This window comes from Thiemannella venezuelensis (assembly GCF_014203605.1).
GTDB classification, from domain to species: domain Bacteria; phylum Actinomycetota; class Actinomycetes; order Streptosporangiales; family Streptosporangiaceae; genus Planomonospora_A; species Planomonospora_A venezuelensis.
Map to the genome: position 1 here is coordinate 1 of NZ_JACHJJ010000030.1, position 20,307 is coordinate 20,307.

The following is a 20,307-nucleotide window of genomic DNA, read 5'->3' on the forward strand; positions in this document are numbered from 1 at the left end:
TTTCCGGGCACCGGCGGCGTGCTGGTGCGCCCGGGTGACGGTGGAGTCGACCGCCACCTCGTACACCGCATCGTCCAGGCCGTCCTCACCGGCCTGAACCGTGGTTTTGACGTGCTCGAAGATCCGCTCCCAGGTGCCGTCGGCACTCCACCGGCGCAGCCGCTCGTGCAGCGTCTTCCACGGCCCGTACCGATCCGGGACGTCCCGCCAGGGCGCTCCGGTCCGGGCCTGCCACACGATCCCATTGATCACCTGCCGGTGGTCGCGCCACTGTCCGCCCTGACGGCCGCCTTGCGGCAGCAGCGGCTTGATCTGCTCCCACTGCTGATCGGTGAGCTCCCCTCGGTGCACCATGCCTACGACATCGGTGACCCGGCTGACCTCCTGAGAGGAAGATTCACAGGATAGGCCTTAGTCCACCAGCGTCCGGCCGGTCAGCTGCAGGAACACGTCCTCCAGCGACGACCTGCGCACCAGCACGCTCGTGGGCGCCAGCCCCCGCCGGTGCACCTCCGCCACCGCCGCGTCGCCGTCGTCGGCGTACAGCAGGATCCGGTCCGGCAGCGGGTCGATCCGCCCGATCCCCTCCAGCTTGCCGGTGTAGTCGACCTCGTCGGCGAAGCGCAGCTCCACCACCTCGGGCGTGGAATACGTCTCGATCAGCGACCGCGGCGACCCCTCGGCCACGATCCGCCCGCCGTCCATCACCACCAGCCGGTCGCACAACTGCTCGGCCTCGTCCATGTAGTGCGTCGTGAGAACCAGCGTCGTGCCCCGCTGCTTGAGCCGGAACAACCGCTCCCACAGCAGGTGCCGCGCCTGCGGATCCAGCCCCGTCGTCGGCTCGTCCAGCAGCACCAGATCCGGGTCGTTGACCAGCGCCCGAGCGATGGTCAAACGCCGCTTCATGCCCCCCGACAGCGGCTCCACCGGGCTGGAGGCCTTCTCCTGCAACTGCGCGAAGTCCAGCAGCTCATCGGCCCGGCTGCGCGACTGCGCCTTCGACAGCCCGAAATACCGGGCATAGGTCGTCAGGTTCTCCCGCACGCTCAGATCGGGATCCAGGTTGTCCAGCTGCGGGCAGACCCCCAGCCGCGCCCGGATCCGAGAACCGTCCCGCCTCGGATCCATGCCCAGGATGCGCAGCTCACCGGCCGTCGGCAGGGAGACGCAACTGACCATCCGCATCGTCGAGGACTTGCCGGCGCCGTTCGGCCCGAGGAACCCGAAGGCCTCGCCGGGCGCCACCTCCAGATCGATGCCGTCGACGGCGGTGAAGCCGCCGAACCGCTTTACCAGGCCACGGGCGTAGATGAGGGGTTGTCCAGACACGCCCGAGACCGTAACAGACCCCTCCGACAGATCCGCAAACGGTTTTCACCGGGACGCGGGGGAGCGGTGCACCGCAGATCCGCGTCCGGCCCGGGACCCGCCGCGGCGCCGGCCGCCGGAGTCCGGCCCGCCCGAGGCGGTGAGCTGTGCCCGGCGCCTCCTGCGCCGCCCGAACCACCAGCCGGCACCCAGCAGGACCAGGCCCAGGGGAGTGCGCGACAACCAGCGAACCACCACGACCTTGAAAAACCTCTTCATGGCCGGTCCCTGCCCGGCGGGCGGCACCGTATGCCCGGACCGGGAACATCCGCGGGTCAGGCCCCAATGGGCCGAATTCCGGATTTATCGATATACATTGTAAAGAAGGTCGCATAGGACAAAAAATCCAAAAAAATCCTCAACCCCCCAACTGCTCGATGACCCCGTAAACCGGGTTGCCCCTCGCCGCCTGCCGAACCTCCCGAGCCGTCGACGCCACATACGCCTGACCCGTGACGATGGAGGAGTGGCCCAGCAACTCCATCAACTCGTGCGCCGAAGCGCCGCGCTCGGCCAACCGCGTCGCGAACTCATGCCGCAACGCATGCACCAGCGTCCCCCGCTGAACCCGATCATGAACCCCCGCATACCGGTAGCACTGCCGGACCAGATACTGCAGCCCACCCCGCCGCAACGGCTCATTGGCATTGTCCACCAGCAGCACCGCGGACCGGGGGAGCGAGGCCAGACCGAACCGCGAAAGACGACTCTGCAGATAACGCTCCACCAGCCGCTCGATCGGAGCCTCGATCGGCAGCGAACGCGTCTTGCCGCCCTTGCCGACCACCTGGACGCGCCGGTCGCCGGGAGAGCCGCCGACGGACCCGACCGTCAGCCCCAGCAACTCCGCCGAACGCATGCCGGTGACCAGCGCCAGCGCCAGGACCACGAGATCCCGCTCGACCCACGGATCCCGTGCCTTGCGCGCGCCCTCCGCGATGCGCTCCAGCAGGGTCGCCGAGGCGCTGCCGTCACCCAGGAGCGGCTTGGGAGCCTTGGCCGGCTGACGGGGCCGGGGGACCGCCGCCATCGGATTGCCCTCCAGCAGCCCTTCAGCGACGCAGAAGGTGAGGAACTGGTTCCAGGCACTCCAGGCCCGGTTGACACTGGCCGCCGAACGAGGGCCGGAGAAGTCGGCGAACGCCGTACGGATCAGCCGTCCCGTGAGGTGGCGGACCTCGAGACCGGCCGGGGTGAGACCTGCCGCCGCGGCGGCGAGCTCGGCCACGGTCCGCAGGTCGCGACCGTAGCCGGCGAGGGTGTGGGCGGAGAGCTTCTTGGTGCGCAGGGAGGAGAGGAAGTCCTCGGCGGCTTCGGGGACGTGCACGGGTGCCGGGGAGTCGTGGTTCACGGGGCCTCGCTGCGGGTGGGGAGTGCGGATCCCAAGTGATGCATAAGTGCGATTATGCATCAAACACGGAAGGGAACCCGGGAGGAGAGGGGCCGGCGCGCCGTACGTCCGCGCCTTCGCGCACGAGACCGCCGACGCCGCGCCCTGCCGCCGGGCGGTCCGCCGGAGTGCCGGTGCGCCTGCGGGCTTTGGCGTGGTTGCAGACACCGGCCGATCTACGGGGCTATTCTCTGAGTATGGCGGACACGATCAGGATCGTCGCACTGACCGCGATCGTCATCGTGGCGATCATCGGCTTGATCTGGTTCGCGGTACGGCTGGCGCACCGGCCGCGCAATGTCCTCTTCGGCGGTGGTCTGGGGCCCGAGCTGGTGAGCCAGGCGCGGGAGCTGAAGGTGTCCGGCCAGTTCGACGAGGCGGTCTTCCTGGTCCGCGGTGAGACCGGGATGAGTCAGCGGGCTGCGTCCCGTCTGGTCCGTCGACTCTGAGTGAAAGCGACAGGCACTCCTAATACCGAACAGAAGATGGGTTCTGTCCGGTATAGGAGTGAAGCTCCGCTTCAGGTGCTATCTGTCCGTCTTTGGTGAAGGTGGTCCGCCGCTTCGCTGAACCGCATCCGCGCACAGGGTGTCGCCGGCAGGCACCGCTCCATGCCGTGGAGCGCGTGTTCGCCGGTCTCCCTCATCTCCGGGTGACCTGACCGCTCCTCCCCCCGCCGGCCCCCGGGCCGCGGCGACCCTCCCGCGAAGGAGGGCTGCGTGGGCAACGCCTCCACCGCTCCCCCAGTGGATCCGGCATCTGGCGGGCAGATGCCGGGAGGACGCATGTCCGCTCATAGCCGGACTCATGGATCCGGTCGGTACCATAGGCCATTGTGACCGCCACCCGCCGACCCAACAGAGGACCGAAGGCCGCGGCTCGCAATCGGGCGGCGCTGATCGCGGCGGCCCGGGAGGCCTTCGCCTCCTGCGGATACGATGCCTCGCTCACCGATGTCGCCCGGGCGGCCGGGGTCGGTCAGGGCAGTCTCTACCGGCACTTCCCCGATCGCCTCAGCCTTGCCCTGGCCGTCTTCGAGGACAGCATCGCCGAGCTGGAGGCGCTGGCGGCCAGGCCCGGCACCACCCTGGAGGAGGTGCTGGCCCTGGTCACCGAGCAGACCGTCGCCTCGACCACGTTCATCCGCCTGGTCACCGTCCCGCCGCAGCCCGATCCGCGGATCCTCCGCCTGCGCGAGCGCGTGGGGATGCTGCTGGAGGCCGGGCTCGCCGAGGCCCAGCGGGCGGGCCGCGTGCGCGCGCAGGTGACGACCGACGATCTGCTCCTGGCCATCGGCATGCTGGCCCTGCTCCTCACCGAGATCCCTGTCGCGTCCGAGCGTACGGAGGCCGCCCGGCGGATCTGGCGGATGCTCCGCCACGGCATCGAGAGCTGAGCCGCGCTCAGTGTGCCGCGGCGTGCCGGGCGGCGCGGTAGCCGAAGACGACGGCGGGGCCGATGGTGGAGCCGGGGCCGGGATAGGTGCGGCCCATGACCGAGGCCGTGGTGTTGCCCGCCGCGTACAGGCCTCCGATGGCCGTGCCGTCCTCGCGCAGCACGCGGGCGTGTTCGTCGGTGAGCAGGCCGCCCTTGGTGCCCAGGTCGCCCGGGTGGACGCGGACCGCGCGGAACGGTCCCTTCTCCAGGGGGCCGAGGTTGGGGTTGGGTTTGACCCGCGGGTCGCCGTAGTAGTTGTCGTAGACGGTGCGGCCGCGGCCGAAGTCGGCGTCCACGCCGGTGCGGGCGAAGCCGTTGAAGCGCTGGACGGCTGCGCCGAGCCGTGCGGGATCGACGCCGATCTCCGCGGCCAGTTCCTCCAGGGTGGGGGCCTCGATGAGGAGGCCGGCGCGGATCCATTTCCCGGCCTGTCCCATCAGGGCGGAGTTCAGGTAGCGCCGGCTGTGCCGGACATCGCTGACCATCCACATCGGGCCGGGGACGTCGTGTTCCAGCATGGCGTGGCCGACGTCGATGTAGGACGCCGATTCGTTGGTGAAGCGCTCGCCGTTCGCGTCAATGATGATCGAGAAGGGGAAGGATCGCTCCGATACGAGGAAGGAGGTCTTTCCGTCGGGGCCGAGTAGGGAGGCGCCCCACCAGGCGTCGTCCATGAGCGCCAGTGCGGCGCCCGCCCGGGTGCCCGCCTCGATGGCGGTGCCGAGGTCACCCTCGGGTGCGGAGGAGTAGCCGGGGATGCCATGGTGTTTGCGGCGCCATTCGGTGTTGCGGGCGAACCCGCCGGCTGCCAGGACGACGGCGCGCCGTGCACGGATCCTCAGCTTGCGGCCGTCCTTCTCGATCACCGCGCCGACCACGTCGCCGTCTTCGGTGACCAGGTCGGTGACCGGTGCGGACAGCCAGACGGGGGTCTGCTGGCCGCGGACGATGTGCATCAGGGAGGCGGCGAGTGCCCCGCCGATGCCGGCCGGACGCCTGCCGGCGGCGAAGTGGCCGATGGAGCGGAAGACGAAGCGGGTGCCGCGGACGAAGCCGCTGGGCGTGGACCAGGCACGTGACAGCAGCCACACGTCGTCGGTCATGAGCGGCAGCGGGATGCCGCTCTCCTTGGATCGGGCGCTGTCGTAGAAGTCGCCGAGCAGCTTGGTGTCGAACGGGGCGGCCTCGATCGCGCGGCCCACCTTGCCGCCGGGCCGGTCCGGGTAGTAGTCGGGGTAGTCGGGTGATCTGCGCCATCGGACGCCCTTGCGGCCGAGGAAGGCCACGACCTCGGGAGCGGTCTGGACGTAGGCCTTTCTGCGCTCGGGTGAGGAGGCGGGTCCCGCCTCCGCCACGACTTCGTTGATGTAGCGCAGGGCCTCTTCTGTGGAGTCGGCGACGCCGTCGCGGAGCATGAGCGGGTTGGCCGGCATCCACAGTCCGCCTCCGGAGACGGACGTGGTGCCGCCCCAGCGGGCGGTGCTCTCCGCCACCAGGACCTCGAGCCCCGCGTCCGCGGCGGCGATGGCGGCGGTCAGTCCCGCTGCGCCGGAGCCCGCGACGAGCACGTCGACGGTCCTGTCCCACTGATCGGTCAACGCAGTCTCCTTCGAATCGCGGAAGGCGGCAGGAAACGCCTTCCCTCAACCGGACGTATGCGTCCGGTTGGGCTGTAGTCTGTGCGACAACCGCTCGCCAGGTCAATAAGGGCGCCGAGTGCGGAGTGGCGACGAGCTGCGGAGACGTGCGATGCGACTGCCTGCGCGGATCGCTCCATGGGTGTGTCCGGTCGCGACGCTCCCCTTCTGGTCGTCCCTCCGGCCGTGGGTGTGAGCAGCCGTTGCCTGCTCACAGAGAGCGAAAAGTCCGATATGTCGGATTGAAGGGGTTTGTCGAGGTGGGATGGGAGGGGACCCTTGAGGATGAGGAGGTGTTCGTGATGCAGACCAAGCAATGGAACGTGGAGATCTCCATCACCGAGGACGACAACGACGACGTCACCACGGCGAGAGCGGTTCTGCTCGCCGACGACGGCACGCGGCACGAGAGCGTGGCGCATGCGCGCCGCAATCCGAGCGACCAGGCCGTCCCGGACATCGGTGACGAGCTGGCGGTCGGCCGGGCGCTGTCGGACCTGTCGGCGAAGCTCCTGGAGGACGGCGCCGAGGACGTGGCGCGTTTGGCGGGAGCAGGGTCGGCGTCGCGCTGATGCGGGTTCCGGTGAGGCTCGTGTGCCTGACGGCGCGGGTCTCACCGCCGTCTCACTCTCGGCCCGTCCGGGGCGGCTGGCCGGCGAGGGCAGCCAGCGCCGACGGCATCCCCATCGGCGGCGCGCTGGTGCGCCGCCCCGATCTGTGGGCGGCCACGGCGTTGCACGTGCCGATGGTGAACGCCACGCGCAACGAGTTCACCGAGAGCGGGCCGATCAACGTGCCCGAGTTCGGCAGCGTCACCACCGAGGAGGGCCTGCGCGCCCTTCTGATCAAGGACGGCGTCTGCCTCTCCCCCGTTCGTCACCGGGTCGGCAACGGTGGCCTGACCACCCATCCCGTCATGCCCGGCCGTGCAGGAACGTCAGAGACCGCTTGGCCAGCCCTGTCAGCCCTTTCCGGCGTCCTTGGCCTGTCCCCCGGAGGCGGACATGGCGGTGTCGAGCAGGTCGGCGACCTCGTCCATCGTTTCGATGACGGGCCGGCTGTCCTGTTCGACGCGGGCCCGTACCAGTGAGCCCTCGAGCGCGGCGATGGCGAGTCCTGCGAGGCGGCGGGCGCGGGCGGGCGGCACGGACGCGGCGGTCAGTCCGTCCTCGAGCACTGCGGACCAGGCGGTGAACGCCTCGTGTCCGGCCGCCGTCACGCCGGGTTCCTGCGGGGCGAGTTCGAGCAGTGTGGTGGTGATCGGTGATCCGTCCCGGAAGCCTGATTCGGCCATCCAGCCGGCGACCATCCGCGCGTAGGCGCGGAGCAGCGCGGCCGGGGAGGATTCGTGTGCGGCGAGGTCTGCCAGTGTTCTGGTGACCAGCCTGCCCGCCTGCCGGATCACCTCCTGTCCGATCTGCGTTTTCCCTTGCGGGAAGTAGTGGTACAGCGAGCCCTTGGGGGCGCCGCTGGCGGCCAGGATCTCGTTGAGCCCGGTCGCCGTGTAGCCCTTCTGCCGGAAGAGGGTCGCGGCGGCGCGGACGATCGCCTCGCGGTGCTTGGCGGGAGCGGACATGGTCGGCGGCCTTACTGTTCGGAATGGTTCTATATAGACTAGTCTATATGGATTCTTCCAGTGATCTTCTGGTACGGCTGCGCGAGGTCAACTCGGCGGCGGCGTTCAATCAGTGGGCCGGTTTCGAGGTGGCGGAGGCGGCGCCGGGCCGGGTCTCCCTGCAGATGGAGTGGCGTGCGGAATTCGGCCAGTACGCCGGGCACCTGCACGCGGGTCTCGTGTCGGCGCTCATCGACACCGCGTGCGGCTTCGCCGCGTTCACGCTTTCCGGTCTGGTCGTCGCCTCGCACTGCGCGGTCAACTATCTGGCGCCGGGATCCGGGGCCGCCTTCGTGGCGACCGCCGAAACGGTCAAGGCCGGCAGGCGGCAGATCTTCGCCTGCGGGGAGCTCCGTGACCGGGACTCGGGCAGGCTCATCGCCAACGGTCAGACGATCCTCATTCCTGTCGGATGACGTCACGGGTTCGTTCTGCCGGGGTGCTCCCGACGCGAGGCGGATCCGGGGGGACGCCTCTCCCCCGGGCGGTCGCGTGCCCGAGAGTCTGCGGATCGGTGCGATCGTGGTGGTCGGCCGGGTCCGCCGGTCAGGTGCCGGTCGGGTCGTTACCGGGGTTGTTCGGGGCGGGTGTGTCGTGACGTGGTGGTCGGTGGTGCGGTTCGCGCACGTGATGGGGGCGGCGCTGTGGGCCGCCCTCGCGCGGGTCATGGCGGTGGCCGCGCTGGTGGGATCGGTCGGCGTGGTCCTGCTGGCCACCGCGCTGCCGGTGACGTGAGCCGAAGGCCGGTCCGCGGCGGGTCGTGTGCCCGCCTGGCCTGCTCCGGTGTTCAGGGGCGCTTGGGTTCGAAGTGCAGGGCGGTGATCCCGCATCCGAACGGGTGGGCGGCGGCGAGGCGGAGCCGCTGGTAGGCGCCGGAGGTGGGGAAGACCGGCAGTCCGGTGCCGATCGCGGTCGGGTTGACGAGCAGGTGGAGCTCGTCCAGCAGGCCTTCGGCGATCAGGTTCGCGGCGAGGGTGGCGCCGCCGTAGGTGATGATGTCTCCGCCCGGCTGGGACTTGAGCCTGGTCACGGCCTCGGTCAGGTCTCCGCCGGCGATGGTGGCGTTGTCCCAGGGGGACTCGGTGAGGCTGTTGGAGATCACGACCTTGGGTGTGTTGTTCATCCAGTCGACGGTCGCCTGGTCCTCGCCTTCGGGCGAGGAGGCCCAGGCGGGGATGAATCCCTCGGCGAGCTTGCGGCCCAGCACGATGGTGTCGACCGGCTTGGTCAGGGCGTCGAGGTAGGCGTTGACGTCGTCGGTCCACGGGAACGTCATCCAGTCCATCTCGCCGCCGGGGCCGGCCATGTAGCCGTCGACGGTGGTCTGGACCTGGAGCTTGAACTTGCGCATGGGGTCTCCTTTTCGAGGGGTGGGAGGTGCGGTTGTCGCTCCTCTCGAAAGCAAGCTTGCTAAAAACAACCTAGGTATGTCAACAGGTCTTCAATATGGAATTTGAAGTGTCGGCGGTGAAGGCCGTGGGCGGCGTGCGCCCGAACTTCCACCCACCCAGCCGGCCGACGGGGCCGGCGCCGACCCGGCTGAGCCTCCGGGTCCGAGGCCGGGCGTGCGGGAGGGGCCGTCGTCGCTGGTGACGACGGCCCGGCATGCCGGGCGGCGCCGGAGCGGATGTGGTGAAGGCGGCGGCACGGGGCGGGGAGCCCGGTCCGGCGCCGCGCGCCTACGAGAACAAGGCGATCGAACCGCCGCACCGCTTTTTGTGACGGTCCGGGCCGGTCAGGGTCGTCCGGCGCCGTTCCGCTCCGGGGTGTTGTTCCCCGATGGTGCCGTTAGGAGCTCGACCAGGCGCCGCCGGGCGTCGTCGCCGCCGTCGAGGCGTGCGGCGCCGGACCGTACGGCGTCGTCGATGGTCGTTCTGCCGGCGCACACGGCGCGGAAGGTGTCGGCGTCGGTGGTGAGTGCGGCGTCAGGCCGTTCGGAGGGGTGCCGGCGGTCGATCCGGATCGGGTCGTCGCCGACCTGGATGGTATAGGTGTCGGCGTCGATGCGCAGTTCGTAGAGGCCGCGCAGGTCGGCGGACCGTGCCGGGTCGAAGTCCGCTTTGACGTTCAGCAGCAGGGGGTCGATTCCGATCGTGCCTCCGGGCGGGGAGGGTGCGCGGCTCCCCCACCGTCCGAGCCGGAACAGGATGGGTTCCAGCTCGTGGCCCCATTCGGTGAGCTCGTAGAGGTGGACCCGCGTGGGCGGTCCCAGGGCGCGGCGTCGGACGACTCCGTTCTCGGCCAGTTCGCGCAGCCGCTGGCTCAGCACGTTGGGGCTCACGCCGGGCAGACCGCCCAGCAGGTCGTTGAAGCGTTTGGGCCCCAGCAGGAGGTCTCGCACCACCAGCAGCGCCCATCGTTCGCCGATGACGTCCAGGCCGCGGGCCAGGCCGCACGGGTCTCCGTAGCTACGTCTGCCGCTCACCTCTCCACATTAGAGGTTAATCCTTGTATAGGACTAAAGATTGTTATTTAGGAGTGGGGCTCGTAGATTGGAGATCCACAAGCCCGCCGCACGGTTGCCGGACTCCCCCGGCGCCTGCTCCGCATGGCCTCGGGCGCCGGTCCGGCCTGCATCGCCGCCGAGTCCCGGTGACCCCGGCGGCGGGAACGACTCCCGGAGGGAACCGCGCATGGGGAAGATCGTTGTGACGGCGTTCGTCACACTCGACGGCGTGATCCAGGCGCCCGGTTTCCCGGACGAGGACCGCGACGGAGGGTTCGCGCTCGGCGGCTGGACGCAGCGGTTCGCCGATCCGGTGATCGACCGGCAGGCCACCGAATCGGTGCTGCGGGCGGATGCGCTCCTGCTCGGCCGGAGGACCTACCAGCTGTTCGCCGGCTACTGGCCCGGCGCCGATCCGGCGGATCCGCGGACCGCCAGGCTCAACGGCCAGCCCAAGTACGTCGTGTCACGGACCCTGCGCAAGGCCGAGTGGAACAACTCCACCGTGCTCGACGGGGATGCGGCCCGGCAGGCGGCCCGGCTGAAGGAACGGTACGACGAGATCGGCGTGTGGGGCAGCAGCGGTCTGGTTCCGGCGCTGCTGTGTGAAGCGCTGATCGACGAGTTCGTGCTGCTGACCTACCCCACCGTGGCGGGCGGCGGTAAGAGGTTGTTCGGCGGCGGGCTCCCGTTCGATCTGGAGCTGGTGCACACGGAGGCATCGGATTCCGGTGTGCTCATCTGCACGTACCGCCGCGCGGCCTCCGTCCCGTCCGCCCAGGGGTACGGCTCGCCGGACGGACCGTGATCCCGGCCGGCGAGCCGTACGGGGCCGGACCCCGGCCGGTCACCGGTCGAGCGCGCTGCGCGGTGACCGGCCGGGCCGCGGGTCCGGGCCCTCGGTGATGCCCCAGGTCTCCGCGAGCCGGCCGTCGTCGACGCGGAAGATCTCGATGAGCATGGGCCGGACGCCGCCGCCCGGGGCCGCCATCCCCTCGACGGACGAGCGGACGGCGATCCTGTCGCCGTCGACCAGGATGTCCTCGGCGACGACGCGCATGGCCGGGAACCGGGCGACGACCTGGCGCCAGGCCTCCTTGCCCGCTTCGAACCCGGTGGCGCCGAGCGGGTGGTTGAGGAAATCGGGGGTGAACAGGTCGGCGGCCCGGTCGAACTGCCGGGTGTTGAAGCATTCCTGCATCCGTAGCACCAGGGCTCTGGCTTCCTCGCGTGTGGTCATCGAGGTGACCTCCTCAGGTGGGGGTGGCCTGGACGTGGTGAGGCGACACGAGCACGTAAGCGGGGCGGCGCCCCGGTTAAGCTAGGGGTGAGATGTCCAGCCGAACGCCTGAACGCCCTTCGACCGGGCCGTCGCCGACCGCCGGGAACGACCGGGAGCCGCGGGCCGACGCGCGCCGCAACCGTGAGCAGGTACTGCGGACCGCGCAGCAGTTGTTCGCCACCCAGGGCCTCGGCATCCCGCTCGACGAGATCGCCCGCCGCGCGGGTGTCGGTCCCGGCACCGTCCACCGGCACTTCCCCACCAAGGAGTCGCTGTACCTCGCCGTCGCGATCGACCAGATCAGGCGGCTGGTGACGGAGGGGGAAGCGCTCGCCGGCACCGATGATCCGGCCGCCCTGTTCACGCTGCTGTCCCGGATGATGGCCTCGGGGGCGGAGAACGCGGCGGTGAAGAGCGCGCTGACGGCCGCCGAGTTCGACCTGCGCAACGCCGCTCCGGACGCCGCGGCGGACCTCACGCGCCAGGTCGCGGGCCTGCTCGATCGCGCCCGTCACGCCGGTGTCGTACGCCGTGACGTCGCAGTCGACGAGGTGATGGCGATCGTCGCCGGCGCCTTCGCCGCGATCCGCCACGCCGGCGCGGACATCAGCCGCGAACGCTCCGCGCACATCGCGCGGATCATCCTCGACGGGCTGCGGCCCCGGCCCCGATAGGGCGATGGCCCCGAGGCGGACGGCGGCGGCATCCTCCGGGTCCGCCTCCTCATCCCTGCGCCGGGGACGGGCCGGCGGCGGCGCGCAGTTCCGCGGCGACCGCGCGTTCGCGCAGTCCGGCGGCCTCGGCCCGCAGCCCCTCGGCCTGCTCCCGCAGATCGGCCACCCGCGCCTGCTCGGCGGCCAGCTCCGTCTTCACCCCGTCCCGTTCCGCCTGCGCCCGCGCCGTTCGCTCGCGCAGTCCGGCGGCCTCCTCCTCGGCCCGGGCCAGCCTCCGCCCGGCCTCGGCGACGCGCGCGGCGGCCTGTTCCTCGGTCTGGGCGGCGCGGCCGCGATCCCGCTCGGCCCGCGCGGCGGACTCGGCCGACTCGGCCACGGCCCGGGCGCGGGCGGCGGCTTCGGTCTCGGCCCGGGCCAGTGCCCGGTCTCGCTCCGCCTCTGCCGCCTCGGCCCGCGCGGCCGCCGCCGCGGCCGCCTGCTCGGCTCTGGCCCTGCCCCTGCGCGCCGCGCTCTCCGCCTGGCGTGCGCTCTCGCGGTCGGCCCGTGCCTGCTCGGTCTCCTGCCGGTCCTGTACGGCCTGCGCCTGAGCCTGCCGTACCCGGGCCTCGGCGGTCTCCACCCGCTCGGCCAGTTCCCGCGCCGCCGCGTCCCGCGCCGCTTCGGCCTGTTCGGCCCGGCGCAGCGCCTGGGCCTCGGCGCTGCGGGCCCGCCGTTCGGTGGTGGCCGCCTCGCGCAGTGCGGCCAGCGCCTGCTCGCGCGCCGTCTCGGCGTCGTGCAGCGCGGTGTCGCGCTCGGCTTGGGCCTCCCGCACCCGCACCACCATCGCGTCGCGCTCCCGCCGGGCGTGCTCGGCGGCCTCACGCGCCAGCCGTACCTGTTCGAAGGCCTGCTCCCGTTCGGTGCGCGCGATCGCAACCCGGGTATGGGCCTCGGCCTGCACCGCGCTCAGCTTGGCTTCCACCCCGGCCGGGCTCAGCTCCTCGGCCAGCGCCCGGGCCAGCGGTTCGATCACCGAGGCCATGCCCTTCTCCATGCGCTCGTAGAACTCTTCGGCGCGGGCCAGTGTGCCCTCCAGCCCCGGTGTCGCCCGCCGCAGCTCCCGCTCCCGTTTCGCCGCCGCCTGGCAGTCTCCCTGCGGGCAGTACGCGCGGGGCCGTCCCCGTCCGGGGCGCCGCTCGATGGGCGTCCCGCAGTGCTTGCACGGCGTCACGCCGCCCCCTTGCCCGTTCATCGCCCCAGCCTAGCGTTTTTTATTTCCAGAAAATAAAAATAAATAATCCTGGTCGCTGCACAGGCGGTCCGGTGTCCTCAACTACCGGGAATGACAATTCCCGCAAGTTGACGGCCCGCGGAGACGGCCGCCGCCCGCCCCGGATGCCGACCGGCGCCGAGGGCCGGACCACCACCCGGCGGGGCTCGCCCGGCGGGCACTCCTGCACTCCTGGCCCCTCGCGCAGCTCGCCCTCCCGCTCGAGGTGCTCGGCCAGGCTCCGCACGCCGGCCCGCCGGTCGGTTTCCATGTGGCGGACGGCGCCGCCGGCGGACTCGGGGTCCAGCCGGTCCATGGCATGGAGCACGCGGGCGCAACGCCTACGGCGAGGACCGGCCGCCCCCGTTGCCCTCGGACAGTTCCCGGATACGGCGCAGCAGAGCCTCCCGGACGTCGTCCGGGGAGAGGACCCGTAGCGGGGTACCCAGGCCGAGGAGGTACCGGGCGAGCTGGTCGGCGTCGTTGGCGCCGATTTCGACGATGGTGGCGTCGGGCCCGTCCGGGTGGTGGGTGCCGATCGTCGGCGGGACCAGCCGCAGGGCCTCGTCCATGGGGTGCGGGAGCCGGATCCTCCCGTAGAGGGGGTACACGACGCTCGCGATGCTCCGGGAGACGAGGAGGGCCGGGTCGGGCGGGTCGATGAGCTCGACCGGCTGTCCGGTCGGCTGTAGGTGCACCACCCGGTCGGCCCGGAACGTCCGCCACTGGTCCCGGGCCGTGTCCCGGGCGACGAAATACCAGCGCAGGCCCGTGTGCACCAGCCGGTAGGGGTCGACGTCCCGGACACTGGCCTTGCCTGCGTGGTCGCGGTACGACAGGCGGGTGCGTTCACCACGGCGACAGGCGGTGGCCAGCTCCAGCAGCACGCCGGGGGAGATCCGATCTCCTCCGGGCCTGGGAGTGTGCACGAAGGTGGCGTCCATCGCATCCAGCCGGTCCGCGATCCGGGGCGGCAGGACCTGCCCCAGTTTCAGCAGCGCCGACACCGCTGCCCGGTCGCTGCCGAGGACGCCGCTGAGCGCGGCCTCGCGGAGTGCGACGGCCACGGCGAGCGCCTCCTCGTCATCGAGGATCAGCGGCGGCACCCGGCTGCCGCCGCCGAGGCGGTAGCCGCCCCACGGCCCGGGGTCGGACTCGATGCAGTAGCCGAGTTCCCGCAGCCGGGCGATGTCCCGCCGGACCGTGCGGTCGGTGACCGCCATCCGCTCGGCCAGCTCGCGGCAGGTCCAGGCCGGCCGGGTGGACAGCAAGGAGACCAGTCGCAGCAGGCGGGCGGAGGTGCTGATCACATCCCGTAGTGTCCCTCATGACCAGGACCGGACCTGTCCTGGTCCCGTTCTAGGGTCCCTCCCATGAGCACTGCAACCGCAACCGCACCGACGATCCGTCTGCTGTCCATCGACTTCGACTGCCCGGACCCCGCCGAGCTGGCCCGTTTCTACGGCGAGGCTCTCGGCCTCCCCGTCGTCTACTCCAGCGACGACTTCGTCCTGCTCGGCCGGGACGGGGCACCGGGACTGGGCTTCATCCGGGTCGCCGACTACCGGCCCCCGACCTGGCCGGACCCCTCCCAGGGGAAGCAGGCGCACATGGAACTGGGCGTCGACGACCTGGAGGCGGCTCAGGCGCGGATGCTGGCCCTGGGCGCCGTGGAGCCCCCGGCCCAACCCCATCCCGAGGAGCGCAGGGTCCTGCTGGACCCCGCCGGTCACCCGTTCTGCATCTCCACCCAGGACTGAGCGTCATCGGCCGGCGATGACCGCGCCCGCGCACCCGCGCAGGACACCGGGGTTCCCGCACGTCGCGAGGTGCGGGAACCGGCCCCCACGTCGGGTGAAGGAGCGCCGGCGGCCCGGCCGACCGGGATGGAGTCGTCGATGCGGTGCGTGGTAGGTACTCGGCATGGAGTTCTTCTGCTATCACCGTGATCGGCCCGATTCCGCTGAGCTGCGTGACGAGCTGCTGGAAGAGCACTGGTCCTACATGGACCGGTACGCGGCGGAGATGATCGCACGCGGCCCGACCTTCGGCCGCGGTGGCGACACGGCCACCGGCAGCGTGCACATCGTCGACCTGCCCGATCTCGCCGGCGCGCGTGCGTTCGTCTTCGACGAGCCCAACTATCAGGCCGGTGTGTACCGGGACGTGATGTTGCGCCGGTGGCGCAACGTTCTGGGGCGCACCATGTGGGATTTCCCTGGCGGCAGGGACGGCGGCAGCCGGTATCTGGTGCTGGGCCTGGGCTCCGGGCAGGCTGCCGACCTCGTCCCGCCGCCCGACCGGGACGAGCTGATCGCCTACGGGCCGCTGCTCTCCGACGACGGCAGCACCTGGCTGGGTACGGCGGTGCTGGTCCGGGCGCCGGATCCGGATGCGGCACGTGCCGTCCTGACCCTGGAGCGGTACGCCGACGTCGAGGTCCATGACTGGGAGTTCGGTGGGCGACGGTGACGAGCACCTGACCGTCGCCGAGGGCGGGGTCGGAACTCACGCGAACGACCCGCGCCGGAGATCGAGCGGTGGGGCGAAGCGGCCGTCCTCGGGAGGCATCTCATGATTCGAGCCATCGCTCGCGTTCGCGGCCTGCCCGTGGCGCTGGTCGCTTGCGCGTACGCCGCGGCCGTGCTCACGCTGACCTGGCTGACCCAGGACGGCCACCTCGGCGATGCCATGTACGGAGTACTGAGCATGGTCGTGATGGCCTTCCCGCTCTCCATCGTCGGAGATTCGGTGTACGACGCGGTCATCGGTCGGCGGCACGATGACCCCTCCTACGGCCGGCAGTACGTCGAGATGGGCTGGCCGGGGATCGCCATGGCCCTGGTCCTGGTGCTCCTGCTGACATGGCGGCGCACTCGCCTGGCGGGGCAGGTGGCGGGCTGGGCGCTGACGGCGGTCGTTCTTCTGACGGGGGTGGGAATGGTCTTCGGGTGGGCGCCCCGCCGGCCGTACGGCTGGCCCTTCCTCGTGTACGGGCTGATCATGGCCATTGGGTTGATCGCCGTACGAAGATCCGCACCGAAGGACACGGGCACCGAGAAGGCATGACGTCTCCCCTCGACGTGCGCCGGTTCCTGGGTTCCGACCGGAGATGAGGCGGCCTCGGCCCGGCTCTCGCGCCAAAGGGTTCTTGCCTGCTCGCCCCTCGTCGGGGCTCCGGGAGTGCCGGGCTGGGCCCGGGGCCCGCCGGTTCCCTCCGCCGAGGTGACGTCGACCATGAACACTGCTATGACCTGCCCCGATGCTGGGTAGGGCTTTCCCTGTACCCGCCTGTCGCCGCCGCAACGGGACCGTCCGCCATACCGACAGGGAACCTTTGGGAAAGTGAGGCAACGGGTGATGACCTCTCTTCCGTGGCCGAGCGATGAGACCGGGCGGCTCCAGGAACTGCGGGAGCTGCATGTCCTGGACGTCGTGCTGGAGGGGGATTTCCGCGCCATCGCCGAGGTGGTCGCCTATGTCTGCCGAACCCCGATCGGTGTGGTCAACCTCATGGACGCCGACTACCAGCATTTCAAGGGGCGCCACGGCATCGACCTGACCGGTATCGGCCGCCGGCAGATGTCTTTCTGCTCCTACGCCATCCGTGGTCGCGACGTGCTGGAGGTGCACGACGCACAGGCCGATGAGCGCTTCCGCCGCGACCCGGCCGTTCAGGGCGAGCCGTACATGCGCTTCTACGCCGGCGCCCCCATCGTGACCACCCGCGGCCATGCCCTGGGCGCCGTGTTCGCGGCCGACCACCGCCCCCGCCGTCTCCGGAGCGAACAGCGCCGGATCCTGTCCACACTGGCGGCAGGCGTCGCGCACCTGGCCGAACTGCACCACCACGCCCGCCGCGCCGAGCTGGTCGAACACCGGCTGAGGCACCTGGAGGAGCTGAAGAACCAGTTCCTGCGCACCGTCAACCACGAGCTGCGCACCCCGCTGACCTCCATCCGCTCCTACCTGCAACTCGTGCAGGACGGCGACTTGGACGAGACCACCGAGCAGAAGTTCCTGCGCGTCATCGACCGCAACAGCGCCCGTCTCGGGGAGCTGCTGGACCGGCTGCTGCTGATCGCCAGCCTCAACGCCCGCACCGTGCCCTTCACCCCGGCCTCGGCCGACCTGGCCGAGCTGGCCCGTCAGGCGGCCGGCAGCCTGGCCGAGCGGGCCCGCGCCGGGGAGCTGACCATGACCGTGCACGCCCCCGCTCCGGTGATGGCCTGCGCCGACCCCGTTCAGGCGCGGTACGCGATCGAGCAGCTGCTCGACAACGCCGTCAAGTTCACTCCGCCGGGCGGCCGCGTCGAGATCGTCGTGCACGCCGGCTCGGCCCCGGCGGTGGAGGTACGCGACACCGGCGTCGGCATCGACCCGGGCGAGATCGACCGCGTCCGCGAGGACTTCTACCGAGGCGCCGGCGCCGAGGAGCGCGCGATCGGCGGTGCCGGAATCGGCCTGTCCCTCGCGGAGAAGATCGCTCGGATGCATGGCGGTGACGTACAGATCGACAGCAGGCCCGGGCACGGCACCCGGGTCCGGCTGACCCTGCCCGGCCCGCATGCCGTGCCGGCGGTCCGCCGGTAGTCCTTGAGGCGGGGACCGGAGCGCGTTGGCCTGCTGGGACACGCTCACGTCCGCGCCGTCACACAGCGGTGGCCGAGCCGTGTCCGCTGCCGGCGACGAATGATCGCCACGGCCCGGCGGCCGCAGTGAGCCGCCGTCCGCATCGACGCCGCTCCGCAGCCGCCACTCCCCCAGGAAGGCCAGGGACACCACGTCCTCGGCGGCCGAGCAGTCACCGGTCGGCCGGGAGTCCGTCCATCCGCTTGCAAGCCATGCCGTCAAGCCGGTTGAAAGCGGTCCGTCGCACATTGTGCTCACTCACAGACGGGAAGGATTCGCCATGAACACCGCTCGTGCCCTGGCCGGACTCTCCATCGCCGGCATCGCCGTTCTCGCCCCCGCCACCGCTCACGCCGCCGCCGGCTCCACCACGGGCACCGCGGACGCACGCTCCGCGCAGGCCGCTGCCGTCCAGTGGGGACCCCACTACGCCGGCGGCCGCAAGGCCAAGGCGTCCGGCTCGCTGACGGCCACCGCGAAGGACGACCCCGGCAAGCCCGCCGGCCGCGTCACGGTCACCGGCCGCGTCACCGACCTGACCAGAAGCACCTCGACCTGCGGCTGGGCCGTCTTCCGCGTCTCCGTCAAGAACGCCGACGGCGGCGTGTCCCTCAAGCAGCGCAACTACCGCGCCTGCTCCCACGGCAAGCCGCTGGCGTTCGCGTTCTCCCACAAGAACGTCTACGAGGTCGAGCTCAAGGTGTGCGCCGAGGCCAAGGCGTCCAAGCCGTCTCTCACCTGCCTGTACGCCGGAACGTGGAAGTCGCTCTACACCTACTACGCGTGATCTCCGGCGCGAACGGACCGCGGAAACCCGGCCCGCGGGTGGAGGACGACGGGAACGGACGCGAAGGAGCCCCGGCGGGGATGAGCCGATGGCCATCGGGGCGGGAGCGACACCGGCGTCCTCCCGGCCCCGACGGGGCGGCCGGCGGCACGACACGGTCAGGGCGTCGTTGCGGTTTCCGGCGGGCGGCCGGTTCTCAGGATGAGGCCGCGTAGCAGGTGGCGAGCGCGGCGGCGCGCTCGCGCAGGGAGGTGCGCAACGACCGCGGGGCCAGGGCTTCCGCGTCCGTGCCGAGCTGCCACAGCGCCCATTCGGCGTGTCGCGAATCTTGGAAGGTCACCTCCAGCCGAGGCCAGCCGTCCGCACCGGGTTCCTCGGCGCGGACGGCCAGCGCGGTGTTCAGCAGGTCCTCCCGCCGCGCCGGGTGCACCCGTACCAGCACGATGAGCTGGTCGTCGGACAGGAACCGCGCGCAGCGTTCCCGCCAGATCCGGTCCAGATCGACCCGGTTCGGCCGCTGGGCCGGTTCGGGGAGCTCCTCGGCGGCCAGCACCCGCGCCAGCCGGTAGGTGCGGTCCGCGCCGGATCTCGTGGCCAGCAGGTAACCCCGGTCGCGTACGGTGACCAGGCCGATCGGATCCACCGTGCGCCACTGCGGCGTCTCGCCGGTGGCCGCGTAGTGGATGCGCAGCTTGTGCCCGGCGAGCACCGCGCGCCGGACCTCGATCATCGTGCTGTCGGGCACCTCCTGGGCGGCCGGCCGGCGTGAGAGCAGGTCGGTCTCCGGCTCGACGAGGAATCGCCGGGCCGCGTCGCTCGCGGTGGCCCGGTGGCTTTCGGGCAGCGCGTCGACCACCTTGCGCAAGGCCGAAGCGAGCGCCGAGCCGAGGCCGAACACCTGCTCACCGCGCCCCGATCCGGAGGCCAGCAGGGCGAGGGCCTCGTCGTGGTTCAGCCCGGCGAGCTCGGTCCGGAAACCGGGCAGCAGCGCGAAACCGCCGTGCCGGCCGCGTTCCGCGTAGACCGGGACGCCGGCCGCGGACAGCGCCTCGATGTCGCGCAGCACGGTGCGGGTGGACACCCCCAGCTCGCGGGCCAGCGTGGCCGCGGTCAGCCGGCCGCGCTGGCGCAGCAGCAGCACCAGCGAGAACAACCGGTCGGCGCGCATACGAAAGGTTTATCAGAATACGTGACCAAGGATGTCGTGATTTGTTGGGAGGCTCATCGCACGACGTCAAGGACGGCGGCTGCCGATCCGACGGACGTCCGTACTCCCGATGAATCGAATGGAGCTGATGTGGCGATGGAGCGAACGGCGGTCAACCCGGTGACGTGGTCGGTGGAGATGGGCTTCAACCAGGGTGAGGTCGTCTCCGGGCACACCCGGACCCTGTACTGCTCCGGGCAGACCGCGATGAGCGGTGAAGGCAGGCCCCAGCACGACGGTGACATGGCCGCGCAACTGGCGCTGAGCCTGGACAACCTGGAGGCCGTGCTCGGTGAGGCGGGCATGTCCCTGGCGAACCTCGTCCGGCTCAACGTCTACACCACCGACGTCGACCTGCTTTTCCAGCACTACGGTGTGCTGGCGTCGCGGTTGGGCGCCGCCGGGGTGGCGCCGGCCACCACGATGCTCGGGGTGACGCGGCTGGCGATCCCCACCCTGATGGTCGAGCTCGAGGGAACCGCCGTCGCGTGATGCGGCCCCGTGCCGCCTCCGGCGGGGCCGCCGGAGGCGGCACGGGTGACCAGGTGTGTCCACCCGGCTGCACCGCACGGAGGGGAAG

The 20,307-nt window shown here is 71.1% G+C and carries 27 protein-coding genes; 13 read left to right on the top strand and 14 right to left on the bottom strand.

The genetic code is table 11. The features are described 5' to 3' along the window. The 4 genes from FHS22_RS31770 to FHS22_RS31785 form a co-directional block, all read right to left on the bottom strand. Positions 1-354: IS5 family transposase (locus FHS22_RS31770; protein ID WP_184947880.1), on the bottom strand; the 354-nt coding region annotated here is incomplete at its 3' end. A gap of 57 nt (positions 355-411) precedes the next feature. Further along, complete coding sequence (locus tag FHS22_RS31775; RefSeq protein WP_184947881.1) at positions 412-1,332, bottom strand: ABC transporter ATP-binding protein; 921 nt, start codon at positions 1,330-1,332, stop codon at positions 412-414. Positions 1,333-1,377: 45 nt separating this feature from the next. After that, entirely contained in the window at positions 1,378-1,590 is a 213-nt protein-coding gene (locus tag FHS22_RS31780) for a DUF6203 family protein (RefSeq protein WP_184947882.1), read from the bottom strand. Between the two features lie 139 nt (positions 1,591-1,729). Beyond that, on the bottom strand, positions 1,730-2,722 hold the full coding sequence (locus FHS22_RS31785) for a tyrosine-type recombinase/integrase (protein WP_338048046.1): 993 nt from the start codon (positions 2,720-2,722) through the stop codon (positions 1,730-1,732). Positions 2,723-2,958: 236 nt separating this feature from the next. Here FHS22_RS31785 and FHS22_RS31790 point away from each other — a divergent pair, with 236 nt between their 5' ends. Together FHS22_RS31790 and FHS22_RS31795 are read left to right on the top strand one after the other, a co-directional pair. Continuing rightward, on the top strand, positions 2,959-3,210 hold the full coding sequence (locus FHS22_RS31790) for a hypothetical protein (protein WP_184947884.1): 252 nt from the start codon (positions 2,959-2,961) through the stop codon (positions 3,208-3,210). Positions 3,211-3,596: 386 nt separating this feature from the next. Beyond that, positions 3,597-4,157 carry a TetR/AcrR family transcriptional regulator gene (locus FHS22_RS31795; RefSeq protein ID WP_184947885.1) on the top strand — a complete coding sequence of 187 codons (561 nt, stop codon included), beginning with the start codon at positions 3,597-3,599 and terminating at the stop codon, positions 4,155-4,157. A 7-nt stretch (positions 4,158-4,164) separates the two neighbouring features. Here the strand turns inward: FHS22_RS31795 and FHS22_RS31800 are convergent, their stop codons facing one another. After that, on the bottom strand, positions 4,165-5,796 hold the full coding sequence (locus FHS22_RS31800) for an FAD-dependent oxidoreductase (protein ID WP_184947886.1): 1,632 nt from the start codon (positions 5,794-5,796) through the stop codon (positions 4,165-4,167). Between the two features lie 341 nt (positions 5,797-6,137). Between FHS22_RS31800 and FHS22_RS31805 the strand changes: the two genes are divergently transcribed. Next, complete coding sequence (locus FHS22_RS31805) at positions 6,138-6,407, top strand: DUF1876 domain-containing protein (protein WP_184947887.1); 270 nt, start codon at positions 6,138-6,140, stop codon at positions 6,405-6,407. Positions 6,408-6,459: 52 nt separating this feature from the next. On the opposite strand, the gene FHS22_RS31810 is transcribed toward FHS22_RS31805, so the two are convergent. After that, positions 6,460-6,684, bottom strand: a complete 225-nt coding sequence (locus FHS22_RS31810) for a hypothetical protein (RefSeq protein WP_184947888.1) — start codon at positions 6,682-6,684, stop codon at positions 6,460-6,462. 112 nt (positions 6,685-6,796) lie between these two features. Further along, positions 6,797-7,411, bottom strand: a complete 615-nt coding sequence (locus tag FHS22_RS31815; RefSeq protein WP_184947889.1) for a TetR/AcrR family transcriptional regulator — start codon at positions 7,409-7,411, stop codon at positions 6,797-6,799. A gap of 47 nt (positions 7,412-7,458) precedes the next feature. Here FHS22_RS31815 and FHS22_RS31820 point away from each other — a divergent pair, with 47 nt between their 5' ends. Then, on the top strand, positions 7,459-7,866 hold the full coding sequence (locus FHS22_RS31820) for a PaaI family thioesterase (protein ID WP_184947890.1): 408 nt from the start codon (positions 7,459-7,461) through the stop codon (positions 7,864-7,866). Positions 7,867-8,044: 178 nt separating this feature from the next. Next, positions 8,045-8,185, top strand: a complete 141-nt coding sequence (locus tag FHS22_RS31825; RefSeq protein ID WP_184947982.1) for a hypothetical protein — start codon at positions 8,045-8,047, stop codon at positions 8,183-8,185. 52 nt (positions 8,186-8,237) lie between these two features. Here FHS22_RS31825 and FHS22_RS31830 read toward each other — a convergent pair whose 3' ends face one another. Together FHS22_RS31830 and FHS22_RS31835 are read right to left on the bottom strand one after the other, a co-directional pair. After that, positions 8,238-8,801 carry a dihydrofolate reductase family protein gene (locus FHS22_RS31830; protein WP_184947891.1) on the bottom strand — a complete coding sequence of 188 codons (564 nt, stop codon included), beginning with the start codon at positions 8,799-8,801 and terminating at the stop codon, positions 8,238-8,240. Positions 8,802-9,185: 384 nt separating this feature from the next. Next, positions 9,186-9,875 carry a winged helix-turn-helix transcriptional regulator gene (locus tag FHS22_RS31835; RefSeq protein WP_184947892.1) on the bottom strand — a complete coding sequence of 230 codons (690 nt, stop codon included), beginning with the start codon at positions 9,873-9,875 and terminating at the stop codon, positions 9,186-9,188. A gap of 208 nt (positions 9,876-10,083) precedes the next feature. Between FHS22_RS31835 and FHS22_RS31840 the strand changes: the two genes are divergently transcribed. Beyond that, positions 10,084-10,704, top strand: a complete 621-nt coding sequence (locus FHS22_RS31840; protein WP_184947893.1) for a dihydrofolate reductase family protein — start codon at positions 10,084-10,086, stop codon at positions 10,702-10,704. Positions 10,705-10,743: 39 nt separating this feature from the next. Here FHS22_RS31840 and FHS22_RS31845 read toward each other — a convergent pair whose 3' ends face one another. Next, the gene (locus FHS22_RS31845; protein ID WP_184947894.1) at positions 10,744-11,136 is read right to left on the bottom strand and encodes an ester cyclase; all 393 of its coding nucleotides are present in this window, start codon (positions 11,134-11,136) and stop codon (positions 10,744-10,746) included. Between the two features lie 92 nt (positions 11,137-11,228). On the opposite strand from FHS22_RS31845, the gene FHS22_RS31850 reads away from it, so the two are divergent. Next, positions 11,229-11,852: a TetR/AcrR family transcriptional regulator gene (locus FHS22_RS31850; protein WP_184947895.1), complete on the top strand. Its 624-nt coding sequence runs from the start codon at positions 11,229-11,231 to the stop codon at positions 11,850-11,852. Between the two features lie 49 nt (positions 11,853-11,901). Here the strand turns inward: FHS22_RS31850 and FHS22_RS31855 are convergent, their stop codons facing one another. The 3 genes from FHS22_RS31855 to FHS22_RS31865 are packed head-to-tail and all read right to left on the bottom strand — an operon-like array spanning position 11,902 to position 14,411. Then, positions 11,902-13,083 carry a coiled-coil domain-containing protein gene (locus FHS22_RS31855; protein ID WP_184947896.1) on the bottom strand — a complete coding sequence of 394 codons (1,182 nt, stop codon included), beginning with the start codon at positions 13,081-13,083 and terminating at the stop codon, positions 11,902-11,904. A 19-nt stretch (positions 13,084-13,102) separates the two neighbouring features. Beyond that, positions 13,103-13,417 (bottom strand): hypothetical protein, encoded by a 315-nt coding sequence (locus tag FHS22_RS31860; RefSeq protein WP_221474376.1) that lies wholly within the window; start codon positions 13,415-13,417, stop codon positions 13,103-13,105. A gap of 25 nt (positions 13,418-13,442) precedes the next feature. Then, positions 13,443-14,411: a helix-turn-helix transcriptional regulator gene (locus tag FHS22_RS31865; protein WP_184947898.1), complete on the bottom strand. Its 969-nt coding sequence runs from the start codon at positions 14,409-14,411 to the stop codon at positions 13,443-13,445. Positions 14,412-14,474: 63 nt separating this feature from the next. Between FHS22_RS31865 and FHS22_RS31870 the strand changes: the two genes are divergently transcribed. The 5 genes from FHS22_RS31870 (at position 14,475) to FHS22_RS31890 (ending at position 18,520) form a co-directional block, all read left to right on the top strand. Continuing rightward, positions 14,475-14,861: a VOC family protein gene (locus FHS22_RS31870; protein WP_184947899.1), complete on the top strand. Its 387-nt coding sequence runs from the start codon at positions 14,475-14,477 to the stop codon at positions 14,859-14,861. A gap of 163 nt (positions 14,862-15,024) precedes the next feature. Further along, on the top strand, positions 15,025-15,573 hold the full coding sequence (locus FHS22_RS31875; RefSeq protein WP_184947900.1) for a YciI family protein: 549 nt from the start codon (positions 15,025-15,027) through the stop codon (positions 15,571-15,573). A gap of 102 nt (positions 15,574-15,675) precedes the next feature. Continuing rightward, entirely contained in the window at positions 15,676-16,170 is a 495-nt protein-coding gene (locus FHS22_RS31880; RefSeq protein ID WP_184947901.1) for a hypothetical protein, read from the top strand. 291 nt (positions 16,171-16,461) lie between these two features. Continuing rightward, positions 16,462-17,694 carry a sensor histidine kinase gene (locus FHS22_RS31885; RefSeq protein WP_184947902.1) on the top strand — a complete coding sequence of 411 codons (1,233 nt, stop codon included), beginning with the start codon at positions 16,462-16,464 and terminating at the stop codon, positions 17,692-17,694. A 319-nt stretch (positions 17,695-18,013) separates the two neighbouring features. After that, on the top strand, positions 18,014-18,520 hold the full coding sequence (locus FHS22_RS31890; protein WP_184947903.1) for a hypothetical protein: 507 nt from the start codon (positions 18,014-18,016) through the stop codon (positions 18,518-18,520). A 196-nt stretch (positions 18,521-18,716) separates the two neighbouring features. Here the strand turns inward: FHS22_RS31890 and FHS22_RS31895 are convergent, their stop codons facing one another. Further along, the gene (locus FHS22_RS31895; RefSeq protein WP_184947904.1) at positions 18,717-19,688 is read right to left on the bottom strand and encodes a helix-turn-helix transcriptional regulator; all 972 of its coding nucleotides are present in this window, start codon (positions 19,686-19,688) and stop codon (positions 18,717-18,719) included. 135 nt (positions 19,689-19,823) lie between these two features. On the opposite strand from FHS22_RS31895, the gene FHS22_RS31900 reads away from it, so the two are divergent. Further along, entirely contained in the window at positions 19,824-20,219 is a 396-nt protein-coding gene (locus tag FHS22_RS31900) for a RidA family protein (protein ID WP_184947977.1), read from the top strand. Positions 20,220-20,307: the final 88 nt, after the last annotated feature.